The 12,394-nt window shown below is 65.1% G+C and carries 17 protein-coding genes; 12 read left to right on the top strand and 5 right to left on the bottom strand.

What is annotated here, in order from left to right:
• Positions 1–35 precede the first annotated feature (35 nt).
• Entirely contained in the window at positions 36–2,036 is a 2,001-nt protein-coding gene (locus tag RTX79_RS00540; protein WP_312680984.1) for a DNA cytosine methyltransferase, read from the top strand.
• A 5-nt stretch (positions 2,037–2,041) separates the two neighbouring features.
• Here RTX79_RS00540 and RTX79_RS00535 read toward each other — a convergent pair whose 3' ends face one another.
• Positions 2,042–2,518 (bottom strand): hypothetical protein, encoded by a 477-nt coding sequence (locus RTX79_RS00535; RefSeq protein ID WP_312680983.1) that lies wholly within the window; start codon positions 2,516–2,518, stop codon positions 2,042–2,044.
• A gap of 50 nt (positions 2,519–2,568) precedes the next feature.
• On the opposite strand from RTX79_RS00535, the gene RTX79_RS00530 reads away from it, so the two are divergent.
• The gene (locus RTX79_RS00530) at positions 2,569–2,853 is read left to right on the top strand and encodes a hypothetical protein (RefSeq protein WP_312680982.1); all 285 of its coding nucleotides are present in this window, start codon (positions 2,569–2,571) and stop codon (positions 2,851–2,853) included.
• 13 nt (positions 2,854–2,866) lie between these two features.
• Entirely contained in the window at positions 2,867–3,085 is a 219-nt protein-coding gene (locus tag RTX79_RS00525) for a helix-turn-helix transcriptional regulator (RefSeq protein ID WP_312680981.1), read from the top strand.
• A gap of 178 nt (positions 3,086–3,263) precedes the next feature.
• Here the strand turns inward: RTX79_RS00525 and RTX79_RS00520 are convergent, their stop codons facing one another.
• Positions 3,264–3,437 carry a hypothetical protein gene (locus RTX79_RS00520; protein WP_312680980.1) on the bottom strand — a complete coding sequence of 58 codons (174 nt, stop codon included), beginning with the start codon at positions 3,435–3,437 and terminating at the stop codon, positions 3,264–3,266.
• A complete protein-coding gene (locus RTX79_RS00515; RefSeq protein ID WP_312680978.1) occupies positions 3,437–3,568 on the bottom strand; it encodes a hypothetical protein in 132 nt (43 codons plus the stop codon). The genes RTX79_RS00520 and RTX79_RS00515 overlap by 1 nt, the downstream gene beginning before the upstream one ends.
• 309 nt (positions 3,569–3,877) lie before the next feature.
• Here RTX79_RS00515 and RTX79_RS00510 point away from each other — a divergent pair, with 309 nt between their 5' ends.
• On the top strand, positions 3,878–4,330 hold the full coding sequence (locus RTX79_RS00510; protein WP_057506654.1) for a response regulator: 453 nt from the start codon (positions 3,878–3,880) through the stop codon (positions 4,328–4,330).
• 78 nt (positions 4,331–4,408) lie between these two features.
• Here RTX79_RS00510 and RTX79_RS00505 read toward each other — a convergent pair whose 3' ends face one another.
• The gene (locus RTX79_RS00505) at positions 4,409–4,792 is read right to left on the bottom strand and encodes a hypothetical protein (RefSeq protein WP_312680976.1); all 384 of its coding nucleotides are present in this window, start codon (positions 4,790–4,792) and stop codon (positions 4,409–4,411) included.
• A 39-nt stretch (positions 4,793–4,831) separates the two neighbouring features.
• Between RTX79_RS00505 and RTX79_RS00500 the strand changes: the two genes are divergently transcribed.
• Entirely contained in the window at positions 4,832–5,215 is a 384-nt protein-coding gene (locus tag RTX79_RS00500) for a VOC family protein (protein WP_312680974.1), read from the top strand.
• Positions 5,216–5,285: 70 nt separating this feature from the next.
• Here RTX79_RS00500 and RTX79_RS00495 read toward each other — a convergent pair whose 3' ends face one another.
• A complete protein-coding gene (locus RTX79_RS00495; RefSeq protein ID WP_042612362.1) occupies positions 5,286–5,459 on the bottom strand; it encodes a DUF1328 domain-containing protein in 174 nt (57 codons plus the stop codon).
• A gap of 473 nt (positions 5,460–5,932) precedes the next feature.
• Between RTX79_RS00495 and RTX79_RS00490 the strand changes: the two genes are divergently transcribed.
• The 7 genes from RTX79_RS00490 (at position 5,933) to fabG (ending at position 12,378) form a co-directional block, all read left to right on the top strand.
• Positions 5,933–6,676 (top strand): ferredoxin--NADP reductase, encoded by a 744-nt coding sequence (locus RTX79_RS00490; protein WP_312682148.1) that lies wholly within the window; start codon positions 5,933–5,935, stop codon positions 6,674–6,676.
• 61 nt (positions 6,677–6,737) lie between these two features.
• Positions 6,738–8,006, top strand: coding sequence for a beta-ketoacyl-[acyl-carrier-protein] synthase family protein (locus RTX79_RS00485; protein ID WP_345784470.1), 1,269 nt, complete (start codon positions 6,738–6,740; stop codon positions 8,004–8,006).
• Between the two features lie 2 nt (positions 8,007–8,008).
• Positions 8,009–8,839, top strand: a complete 831-nt coding sequence (locus RTX79_RS00480) for a MaoC/PaaZ C-terminal domain-containing protein (protein WP_345784469.1) — start codon at positions 8,009–8,011, stop codon at positions 8,837–8,839.
• A complete protein-coding gene (locus RTX79_RS00475) occupies positions 8,826–9,092 on the top strand; it encodes an acyl carrier protein (RefSeq protein ID WP_312680968.1) in 267 nt (88 codons plus the stop codon). Before RTX79_RS00480 ends, RTX79_RS00475 begins: the two co-directional genes overlap by 14 nt.
• 93 nt (positions 9,093–9,185) lie before the next feature.
• The gene (locus tag RTX79_RS00470) at positions 9,186–10,028 is read left to right on the top strand and encodes a diiron oxygenase (protein ID WP_312680966.1); all 843 of its coding nucleotides are present in this window, start codon (positions 9,186–9,188) and stop codon (positions 10,026–10,028) included.
• Positions 10,028–11,563 (top strand): phytoene desaturase family protein, encoded by a 1,536-nt coding sequence (locus RTX79_RS00465; protein ID WP_312680964.1) that lies wholly within the window; start codon positions 10,028–10,030, stop codon positions 11,561–11,563. Before RTX79_RS00470 ends, RTX79_RS00465 begins: the two co-directional genes overlap by 1 nt.
• A gap of 59 nt (positions 11,564–11,622) precedes the next feature.
• A complete protein-coding gene (gene fabG / locus RTX79_RS00460) occupies positions 11,623–12,378 on the top strand; it encodes a 3-oxoacyl-ACP reductase FabG (protein WP_312680962.1) in 756 nt (251 codons plus the stop codon).
• Positions 12,379–12,394 lie beyond the last annotated feature (16 nt).

Here is a 12,394-nt window from a genome sequence, read left to right as displayed (position 1 = left end):
CGCTTCTTGCAACCAGTGCCCCAAGGAATCTACCCATGGCTGATGGCTCTCGCTCTTTCAATTTCCCGGCTCCGCAGAAGTCGCGCCTGCGCCCTGGCGAGATCGTGGTGGACCTATTTGCCGGCGGCGGCGGCGCCAGCGAAGGCCTTAAGCAGGCGCTGGGCGTCGACCCGGCGCTGGCCTACAACCACGACGAGCTGGCCATCGGCATGCACGCGGCCAATCACCCTCTAACCCAGCACCACCGCGAGGACATCTGGCACGCGGATCCGCGCGTAGACGTGGCCGGCCGCCCCATTGGCTGGTTCCACGCTTCCCCGGACTGCACTCACTTCAGCCAGGCCAAGGGCGGCCAGCCGCGCAGCCGGAAGACGCGCGCCCTGTCTTGGGTGGTACTGAAGTGGGTTGGCCAGCTGCGGCGCGCGGATGCGCTCTACGGCACCAATACTGCGCCGCGCATCATCTCCATGGAGAACGTCTGGCAGATCCTGACCTGGGGCCCGCTGGTGGCGAAGCGCTGCAAGGCGACTGGCCGCGTCCTGCGCATGGATGGCACCGTTGCTGAGCGCGGCGAGCGCGTGCCGGTGGACAACCAGCAGCTGGTGCCCGACAAGCGCCACAGCGGCCGCACCTGGGATCAGTTCGTCGCCGCCTTGCGTGCCCTTGGCTATGTGGTGGAGTGGAAGAAGCTGATCGCAAGCGACTTCGGGGCCGGGACCAGCCGCGAGCGCCTGTTCCTGATCGCGCGTCGGGACGGCGAGGCCATCGTATGGCCGAAGGCCAGCCACGGAGCCGGTCCAGGCCAGCAGCCGCGCGTGTCAGCCGCCGACTGCTTGGACTTCAGCATCCCCTGCCCCTCCATCTTCGGACGGAAACGTGACCTTGCGGACGCCACCATGCGCCGCGTCGCCAAGGGCGTAATGCGACACGTGCTGCAGGCGGCGGATCCCTTCGTGGTGCCGGTGCCTTCCGCGTGCGCAGACAACTCAGCCGCCGCAGCAGCCTTCATCGCCGAGCATGCCAATGCCAGCAACCAGCGGACGATGGCTGCCGACGAGCCGCTGCGCACGGTCTGCGCAGGGGTAAAGGGCGGACACTTCTCGGTGGTGACGCCTATCCTTGCCGGTGTTGGCGGCCGTGCTGGCCAGACCGAGCCTCGCTCAGGCGCAGATCCGCTGTACACCATGACCGCGAAGGCGGACACCGCGCTGGTGGCGCCTTCGCTGGTGAAGTTCCGGGGCGACAGCATCGGACATCCCGTGACTGATCCTGTCCCGACGATCACATCGGGCGCTGGCGCAAAGCGCCCGGCGGGGGCTGCGCACGCCCTCGGCATTGCGGCAGCGAGCTTGGTGACCCTGCGTAACAACATGGTCGGCGCCGACGCTGGTGCGCCGCTGAGCACGATTGCGGCGCAAGGTGGCCACCACGCCCTCGCTACGGCTTTCGTCGAGCAGGCCAACGGAGGTTTCTACCAAGGTGCAGGCAACGACGCGCGCGACCCAGTGAGCACCATCACCGCCAGCGGCAGCCAGCAGAGGCTGGTCACGGCCCACCTGATGACCAACACCAGCGCGCACCGCGGCGCCGGCGGTTCCGACCCGGTGCCGACCATCACCAGCGTTGGGAATCAGGCGCTGGTGGAATGCACGCTCAGTCAGGAGCAGATCGAAGGCGCCGAGCGGGTGGCGGCCTTCCTGGTGAAGTACTACGGCACCGGCGCCAACGCGCCCAGCCTGCTCGACCCGATGGCCACCGTAACCACGAAAGACCGCCTCGCGCTGGTCACCGTGGTGATCAAGGGGACGCCTTACGTGATCGTGGACATCGGCCTACGCATGCTCAAGCCGCACGAGCTGTTCCGTGCGCAGGGCTTCCCGCAGGGCTACATCATCGATCGTACCGCCAACGGCACGCCGCTCAAGACCACGGCCGCTGTGCGCATGGTCGGCAACAGCGTCAGCCCACCGCCACTGCGCGCACTCGCGGAGGCCAATCTGGATCCCATCGCATCACCGCTGGCGGTCGCGGCATGACCACGCTATCGCCTGCACTGCTCCAGCTCGGCCAGTACTTCGGCCAGGCCGCGGTTGCTGCCCAGCGCGCGAGCGTGCCGGGTCTGTCCGGGCTGGCCCGCCTCCAGCCACGTCGCAGCGTGAGTCCGCAGGGTGACGTTTGCCGCCTCGAGCACCACATGATGCCGCGCGTTCCGCTGCAGCTCCACCAGCTTCGGACCGAAGACGCCCAGGAGCGTGGCATCGGAATCCTGCAGCAGCTGCTCGGCATCGCCCTCGATGTACGTGCCGTGGTGCACCTGCTTGGCGAGCGCGTCGAGCAGGTCCGCAAGCCTTCGGTCGACACCAGGCGCAGGCGTGCGCAAGAGCCTTCGCTGGTGGGGCGGCACATACCGCTTGTCCAGCAGCAGGTCCTGCACATCCGCGCTCATGCGCAGCTCGCCAGCCAACCCCTTGGCAGCGCCATGCAGCTCCGCATGCGTCGAATTAGCGAACAGATTCATCCGTTCCATCGTATTGGCTTCCGCTCCTTCCATTCCAGTCGAGGTGCCCAATGACCCAGTGCCAGATCGACCACCCCGAGGGCCTGCCGCCCTGCGCCGCCGGTCACAGCGCGCGGCATATCCATGACGGCCGCTGCGCCAGCGCCGGCGGCGGCCACTTCGTCGAATGCCGCTGCAAGAAGACGGCCAAGCACGCCGATCCGGGCGCGGCGCTGGCCAGCTGGCGCCAGCTGAACCGTCCCGTGCGCAGCACGCGCAAGGCTCCTGAGCCGGCCAGCAACGTTGTACAGATCCCCCTGCGCCTGGCGGCTTCGGCCGCCGGATCCGCGGCATGACATCGAGGAAGACATGACCGAATCCATCACCACCGCCGCGCCGCCGCGCCTGCTCCGCCTCAAGGAAGTGCAGGAGCGCGTCGGGATGTCGAAGACGACGATCTATGACCGGATCAAGGCGAACACCTTCCCTGCCCCGGTCCACCTGGGGACTATGGCCGCATGGGTGGAATCCGAGGTCGACGCATGGATCCACGCCCGGATCAACGAGCGGGATAGCAAGGCAGCATAGGTTGGGGGCATGGCTGGGGGCACCTATGCCCCCAGCATCGCAATACTAGCTGTCTACTCAATCACTTACGAATGGAAATGGGTAGAGCCCACCTCCACCATTGAAGGGACCGGGAAGGTCCGCGAGAGCCCGGAAACCCCCGCATTTCAAGGGTTTCCGGGCTTTTTCGTTTACCGCTTCAGTCATCCTGCACCAATGAACCGCGCTGGATGCGCGACAGCCTCCAGCCCGCATGGGACCGGAAATACCCGGTGTCGCCGGTCAGGGCATAACGGCATGCGGCCCAGGCCGATACCAACGGTGAGGCGTGCCAATGGCGCGCTTTTGCATAGGCGTAGCGAACAGCAGTCATCAGGCAATCGATCTCCTGATGGCTTCGCGCCGCAAGCGGAGCTTCTTCCATACGAGTGTGGCCGCCTGCAGCACGACCAGCGTCGAGGCAAAGGCTGCGGCAATGCCGAGCAGCGCAATCATGAGCTCCATGAGTGAGTCCTGTGTGTGGGGGGCTTTTCACGCCTACGCAGGCTTTCACCTCCGTGCAGAGTCCCCCTGTTGACCCTTCGCGCAGCGTCAATTTGTCGACGCGCCGGTTAAACCCGCGTGATTCTGACGCGTTTGGCCAATTGGGAAGTCCAAGGTGCGAAGCAGGTCACAGAACAGTCTGAACGAACATCCTGAAGCGTTAATGTTAACCGTTCATCAGAGTACTGACAGCGGGGCAGCCTCATGCAAATCTATGCGCCCCCTACGCCAGACCAGTGACGCTGGCGAATCGATCCAGAAGGACGCTGCATGAGAGACCTGCGACCGATACTGCTCGTAGAAGACAGCCTGCAGGACGCAGAGCTGACCATCGCCGCACTGGCCCGCTGCCAGTTGCTCAATCCGGTCATCCACGTGCGCGATGGCGAAGAAGCGCTGGATTACCTGCGCAGCACCGGACGCTACGCCGGCCAGCACCACGGTGGCCCGGTCGTCGTGCTGCTGGACCTGAAACTGCCCAAGTTGAATGGCCTGGAAGTGCTCGCCGAGATCCGCCGCGACGCCGCCCTGCGACATACCCCGGTGGTGATGTTGACCGCCTCCCGCCAGGACCGCGACCTGGTGAAAAGCTACGAAGTGGGCGTGAATGCGTTCGTGGTCAAGCCGCTCGACTTCGACGAATTCCTGTCCGCCGTACAGGAGCTTGGCATGTTCTGGGGAGTGACCAACCAGCCGCCGCCCCCGTTCCTGCCGACCGCCTGAGGCGGATGCTTCGCGCAGCCGGCCGCGCGGCGCGCGGATTCACTGCATCGGGGTTGTGGCACGCCTCATCGCCGGCCTTCATGCGTTGGTCCACATCGCGCCGGCGTGGCCCTTCAACAGTTCCCGCCCGCACACGATCAGGCACTCCACGCTCTGTTCGGACACCATGCTGGCGGTGATGTGGTCCTGCTGGAGCAGATGCGCGGTGTGCAGGAAATCCAGGATGTTGGACAGCGCGCGCAGCGTGCTGACCGGGACCGCCGTGCTTCCATCCTGCGCCGGGTCGGCCGCATGGCTCGCGCGCTGCAGCGTGCCGGTGGCCGGTCGCAGTGGCACCACCACGTCGCACGGTCGGGAACGCTCCGCCTGCATCGCTTCCAGCCGCTGTTCCAGCTTTTCGATGAAATGCGGCGGGAAGAGATGCCGCCAGCGCTGTATCCCGCGCAGTGCGGAAGCCGACACACCGCTATGCTCACCGTCCGTTCCCCACTGCGGTGTCCGATGTTCCACCATCTTTCTCTGGGCGTAAGCGACCTCGCCCGCGCCGGTCTCTTCTACGACGCCGCCCTCGGCGCACTGGGCTACCGCCGCGTCTTCGACGGCGATGAATCCATCGGCTATGGCCTGGTCAACGACCAGGACCTGTTGCTGCTCAACCTCACCGACGATGCCGCCCTGCCGCGCGATGGCTTCCACATCGCTTTTGTAGCCACATCGCCGGAAGCGGTTGATGCCTTCCATCGTGACGGTGTCAGTGCTGGCGGCCGGGACAATGGTGCGCCCGACCCCCGTCCCGATTACGGCCCCCACTACTACGCGGCTTTCCTCATCGATCCCGATGGACACCATGTGGAAGCGGTGATCAACGCATCTTCCTTCGGCTGATCCGGCGCCCGATAAAAAAGCCGCATCGTCACCGATGCGGCTTTTTGCTGACTCGCTCGCGAATGGCCGGTCAGGTCACTTTCTTGGCGATCGTCATGCCAAGCAGGAACAGCACCACGGCGATGATGATGCCCGCCCAGAACAGGAACTTGGCGATGCCGACCGACGCACCGGCGATGCCGCCGAAGCCGAGCGCGCCGGCGATGAGGCCGATGATGGCGAAGATGATGGCCCACTTGATCATGACAGTCCTTTCCGACAGGGAGTTACGTGTTGGCCCAAGCGTATCGGGACCCATGTCGTGTGCCGGTGATCCCGCCGATTGCGTCGAGTGAAGAACCTTGACGGCGCTGCCGACGACATTGGACGGAAATCGCTACAGGCGCATCCCGCACATTGTCGCGTTCGCAACAAACCCACTTCTTCCATCAGAAAGATCTGAACTAAATGACCCGCGCGTTGCGACATTTCATGCGGCCAAAAAGCCATGCATGACGCCTTGAACTTTATGTATATACCTTGACGACCAGCACTGTGACCGGCCGCACACCCGGCGCGCGACTCCAAAACTAAGGTCGCACTTCCTACATTCATGCGGTCACAGTTTGAATGAATGTTCCAGACGTTGTGCAGTATTCGGCCCACGCCTTTCCCGCGCGGGAAAACACATCGACACCGGTTGCAGGAAAATCAAACAGGGTAGAAAGCGTCCTCGCCGTGCGTCATTGGAATGACAGCCTTTTCAGTTTCACCACCACACGCTCGCCGTCATTCCGGTTTGAAAGTGGCCAGTTCGTGATGGTGGGACTGCAACGCGAAGGGCGTGCGCTGATGCGCGCCTACAGCCTGGCCAGTCCCAGCCATGAAGAACATCTGGAGTTCTTCAGCATCAAGGTGCCCGGCGGCCCGCTTACCACTGAACTCCAACACCTGCAGCCTGGCGATGGGGTGCTGGTGGGTAACAAACCGACCGGCACCTTGATCCTTTCCGACCTGCGGCCAGGCCGGGTGCTTTACCTGCTCTGCACCGGCACCGGACTGGCTCCGTTCCTCAGCCTGGCAGGCGACCCGGAAACCTATGACGCATTCGAAAAAGTGGTGCTCATGCACGGCGTGCGCGTGGCCGCCGACCTCGCCTATCGCGATTATCTCCAGCACGAGTTGCCGCGCCATGATCATCTCGGCGAGGCGGTCCGTTCGAAACTGCTGTATTACCCGACCGTCACCCGCGAGCCCTTCTTGCACCAGGGCCGCATCACCGACCTGATCGCCGATGACCGGCTTGGCGATGCGCTTGGCCTGCCTGCGCTTTCGCCGCACAACGACCGGGTGATGATCTGCGGCGGGCCGGCCATGTTGGCAGAAACACGCGCCCTGCTCGATGCCCGTGGCTTCGCCGTTTCCCCGGGACGCGGTCACGCCGGCGACTACGTCGTGGAACGCGCCTTCGCAGATGCCTGATTCTCGCTTGCCGCCACCACGCGGCGACGCCCCATCTCCCTTGCTGCAGGAGACCAGCACCATGGATAAACCCGTTACCCCACCGCCGCGCCGCGTCGCCGTTACCGGTTACGGCGCCATCAGCTCGATGGGCACCAGCGCCGACGCGATCTGGCAGGCGATCATGGCCTACCGCGTCGGTTACAAGCGGTATACCCACGACGATCCCGCCATCACCGCGCGCTATTTCGGCTTCATCGATGACTTCGGGCGTGAGCAGATGCGGCCGTTCCCGAAGAAGACGTCCAAGATGCTGCCGCTGTTCGCCAAGTACTGCCTGGTCGCGGCCGAGGAGGCCATCCGCATGGCATTCGGCGAAACCACGCTCGACGAGATCTGCACGCCGTTCGAACGTGGCGTGATGCTCGGCACCGGCTGGGGTGGCCTGGATACCGCCAATGACAACAACAATGACTACCGCCAGACCGGCGTGGCGACCTCGTTCGCCACGGTCATGTCGATGTGCAACGCGGCAACCGCCGGCGTCACCATGAACTGGAACTTCCGTGGCGTGCAGAACAGCCCGGTGGCCGCCTGCGCGACCGGCACCATCGCCATCGGCGAAGCCTACGAGGCCATCCGCAGCGGACGCGCCAAGGTCATGCTGGCCGGCGGCAGCGAGTCGTTGAAAGAACAGTTCAACGTCTGGTCGGTCGATGTGATCCAAGCCCTGAGCAAAGAGCAGGAGAACATCCGGCGCGCCTGCTGTCCCTTCAGCCAGGACCGTAGTGGCTTCGTGCTGTCCGAAGGCGCAGCGGTGCTGTGCCTGGAGGACTACGAACTGGCACGGCAGCGTGGCGCCCGCATCCTGGGGGAGATCACCGGCTATGCGAATTTCTCCGACGCCTATGACATGACCGCACCGGCCGAGGACATGCAGGCACGCGTGCAGGTGATCCGCCAGGTGTGCGCGCAGGCGGGCGTGGCCCCCGAAGACATCGGCTACGTGAACCTGCACGGCACCTCCACGCCGCTCAATGACGTCAATGAAACCAACGCGCTGAAGGAAGCACTGGGCCAGGCCGCACATGCGATTCCGATGTCCAGCACCAAGTCCTATACCGGCCACCTGATCGGTGCGGCCGGCGCGCTGGAGGCGGTGCTGTGCCTGAAGGCCATCGCCCATCGCACCATCCCCGCCACCATCCACCTGGACCGCCCCGACCCCGAGTGCGATCTGGACTACGTGCCCAACCAGCACCTGCACGACCAGGACATCCACAACGCTTTGAACCTGAGCTTCGGCTTCGGCGGCGCCAACGCGGGCGTGATGATCGCCCGGGCGGAGTAAGCATGGACCTTCGTTTCGACAGCCACGACATCGAGGCCTGGGCGCGGCTCTCCGGCGACCGCAACCCCATCCATTTCGACCGCGAAGCGGCCTTGCGCATGAATGCCGCCGACGTGGTGGTCCACGGGATGCTGGCGATGCTGCCGATCAAACAGGCGCTGGGGCGGGCAGCGGCAGCGGAACCGGGGCAGGACGCCGCACCCTGGATCCATTTCAAATCGCTGTTGAAGGCGCCGGTCCTGCGCGACCGCGACGTCAGCCTGGCCTTGGTCCCTCGGGTAGGCCGTACCGCATTCAAGCTGCGTCCCTGCACGGGCGATGCGGAACATTTCATCGGCAGTGCACGCCGCATCGAACCGCCTGCCTGGGACTCCGATGCGCAGCGCATCACCCTTCCGGTGGGCGAAACCGCTGCGTGGCTGCACCAGTTCGAAGGCGGCCTCGGCAAACAGCTGGATCGATGGGTCGCGCTCGATGCGCTGGTATTCGGTGACTTCGTCCGCTACCGCCTCGGCACGGTATTCGATCGGCTTGGACCCGCCTTGCGGCTGGACGACCCGCTCGACCTCATCCACACCCTGACCTCGCACCTGCTGGTGCAGACCACGCACCAGACCGTATTCGCCGGCGAACTCTGCCTCGCCGGTGCGCTTCCCCCCGTCGTCGATTACCAGATCGACAACATCGACCTGGTCGAAAGTGACGATGAAGCAGTGGGCACGCTCGAGCTTGGCGTGCACCTGCAGCAGCGCCACGTCATGACCATCACGTTGGGCCTGATGATCCGGAAACTGGCCCACCCACAGGAGAACGATACCCATGAACACCACTGAATCCGTCTTCAACATCATCCGCGAACTGATCCTGGAACTGAAGGATGACGAGATCGAGAACATCACCCCGCAGAGCACGATCGAAGCACTGGACCTGGACAGCCTCGACTTCGTGGAAATGCAGGTGGTGGTGAGGAAGAAGCTTGGCGTGTCAATGGATCCCAAGGCCTTCGCCAGCGGCGACATCAGCACGCTGCAGGCGCTCTGCGACTACATCCTGGGGCTCACCCAGGCAGCGCAGGCGCCGGCTTGACCGCGTGTTCCTCACCGCCTGACCAACGCGCCGCAAAGGACCACCATGCAGACTGAAACCACGCTCACCCTCACCCCTGCCCGGATCGGGAAAGTGCTCCGCCTAAGTGAAGCTTCGCACCTGGACACGATGGACCACGCCACGGTGTTGCCGTGGCACGAACCCGTCGACAAAAGCATCGCGCCGAAGCACCTGGAGCACCTCTGGATCACCGGCACGCCCTTCGCCGAGGCATTGACCGAGGACAACCGGCTCGAACTGGCCTGGCTGGAAACCGCGCGCGATATCTCCATGTTCATCTGGCTGGAACAGACCCTGCCACCGCTGTACATGGGCTACATCACCCGTGACCACGCACGCATCGCGCCGGAGCTGCAGGAATACCTGATGGTGTTCTCCAAGGAGGAAATCGTCCATACGCTGACCTTCAAGCGCTTCATGGACAAGGCCGGCCTGCCCTTGTTCCAGCCACCGCAGGGCCTGTACACCCTGCTCACCGACACGCTGCCGGCCATGCCACCGCCGGTCGGCGTGCTGTTCACCCTGCTGCTGGAATGGGTGGCGGAGATGGGCGCGATGCATACGAGCCAGGGGCCGGACGTGGAGCCGATGACCCGCACCCTGTTCCGCGCACACCACCACGACGAAGCGCGGCATATCGCCTTCGGCAGGTGGATCGCCGAGTGCTACTTCGAAACCGCAAGCGCGCAGGAGCTCGAACAGGTCCGTGCGATGTGCCGGCAGATCTTCCCGCGGCTGATCGACATGTACACCTACAATCCGGAGATCGCGCTGCACACCTCGTTCGAATTCCCCGTGCAGCCCGATGATGCTGCGGCGATCGAGGCGGTATGGCGGTCGCAGCACAACGCCCGCTTGAACGCACAGCGCTTCTCCGCGCTGTACGCGTGGGTGGACAAACTGGGCCTGCGCTGATGACAGCGCAGCACTGGGATGCCATCTTCGTCGGTGCCGGGATCACCAGCCTGGCCTGCGCGGCCATGCTGGTGAAGCGTGATCCGTCAGCGCGGCTGCTGCTGATCGACAAGCACATCGTGCCGGGCGGCTATGCGTCCACGTTCTCTCGCCCGCGCGTGGAGGCCACCTTCGACTGCAGCCTGCACAAGCTCAGCGGCATGGATGAAGGAGGCAACCTGCTGCGCATCCTGCGCGGCCTGGGCCTGGAGGACGCGCTGGGACTGGTACGGCCTGCCGATTACTTCTGCGCCCAGCACGTCGACCAGTCCCTGCTCCTGCCCAACGATGCCGCCGGCGTGCAGGCGCTGCTCAGCGCGCGCTTCCCGCGGCAGGCGGCCGGCATCGCCACGTTCTTCGAGCAGGTGCTCACCCATGGTCGCAATGGCTACCACCAGTTCCAGATGCAGGACGGCAGTTTCGAGCCGGACATGGCGCAACTGCGCCATGCGCACCGCCACCTGAAATCCAGGACCGTGTATGAGGGCCTGGCCGAACTGGTCGACGATCCCTTCCTGATCGAACTGCTGGCCGCACCGGGCATCTACGTGGGCGGGTATCCGGAGGATCTGGGTTACCTGTATTACCTGCACGTGATGTACGCCACGTTGTGCCGTGGGAATGCTTACGTCACCGGCTCCTCGCAGCACCTGTCCAACCTGCTGGCGCAGCAGGTGATCGATGCCGGTGGCCAGCTGCTGCTCGGCACGGCGGTGGAACAGGTGCTCACCGATGGCGGCGAACGCGTGACCGGGGTGCGCACGCGGCGCGGCACGTTCCATGCCGGGCAGGTCTACATCAACACCTCTCCGCACTATGCAGCGAGCAACCTGTTCGGCAGCGAGGTGGCGCTGGAGGACACGATCAGCCGGCTGGCCGCGCTCAAGCCGGCCCGCTCTACTACTACCGTCTACCTGGTGACCGACGGGGACCCGTCCACGCTGGGCGTTGCACATACCGAATCGATGCTGTTCGCCGACGATCCGGCGGCGGCGGTTGCCGCGCGCCGCGCCGCGATGCAGCCGGGCGCCGGTGAGGCCGCCAGCGAGCACGCTTACTGGCAGTGTTCGCCCATGGAGGTGACCAACTACCGGGCGCTGGATGCCAAAGGTGGCAACGTGCTGTGCCTGAACGTGCTGGACTCGGCCGCGCACTGGCCGCCACGGCGCACGCCGGCCTATCGGGAAAAGAAGGCGCGCGCCGCGGCCATGCTGGTGCAGCGGCTGCAGCGGCAGGCGCCCGCGCTGCGCGGACACGTGCTGCACACCGAAACCGCGACGCCGCATACCTACGCCCGGTTCACCAACAACACCGATGGTTCGGGCTACGGGGCGATGGTCGGCACCAGCCTGAAGGGCCACACCTTCCACCATGGATTCCCGGTACGCGGCGTCCACTTCCTCAGCGCGTGGGTGGCCGGGCCCAGTTACGAAGCGGCATTCGGCTATGCGGAGATGACTGCCAGGCAGTGGACCCGGCAGCCCGCCCGCGCATGACCGCCGCAGGATCCAGCAACGCGCAGCGCACCTCACAACGAGTCGAACGGGAGACCGACATGCAGACAACCACTTCAATCAACACCCCCTGGGTGCTGGTGACCGGGGGCAGCCGCGGCATCGGCAAGGGCCTGGTGAAGGCGCTCGCCGCCGAAGGCTATGCCGTGGCCTTCACCTACCAGTCCTCCGCCGAAGCGGCCGGACAGCTCGAGCAGGACGTCGCCGAGGCGGGCGGGCAGGCGCACGGCATCCAGTGCGATGGCCGCGACGCTGACGCGGTGGAGCAGGCCTGCGAGCAGCTCATCGCACGCTTCGGCGAGCCGTACGGCCTGATCAACAACATGGGCATCACCGGCGACCAGTTGATGTTCAACCTGGACGTGGAGCGCTACCGCGACGTGGTGGCCACCAACCTCGATTCGGCGATCTACTTCAGCCGCTTCATGTCCTCGGCCATGGTTCCGGCGCGCCGGGGCCGGATCATCCAGATGTCGTCGGTGACCGGCCTGAGAGGCAACAAGGGCCAGGTCGGCTACGCCGCGACCAAGGCGGCGATGATCGGCATCACGCGGACCCTTGCAGTGGAACTGGCGCGCTTCAGGATCACCGTCAACGCGATCGCCCCGGGCTTCATCGCAACGGAGATGGTAGAGCAGATCGATCCTGCCATACGTCGATCGATCACCGCCGACATCCCGCTCAAACGCCTGGGTGAGGTCAGCGAGGTGGCTGCGCTGGCCAACTTCCTGCTGTCCTCCAGCGCCGGCTACCTGACTGGCCAGACCTTCGTGATCGACGGGGGGCTGACCGCTTGAACAGCGTCACTGCCTC

The organism is Stenotrophomonas chelatiphaga (assembly GCF_032054965.1).
GTDB classification, from domain to species: Bacteria; Pseudomonadota; Gammaproteobacteria; order Xanthomonadales; family Xanthomonadaceae; genus Stenotrophomonas; species Stenotrophomonas chelatiphaga.
This window is presented reverse-complemented; position numbering and strand designations above follow the sequence as displayed.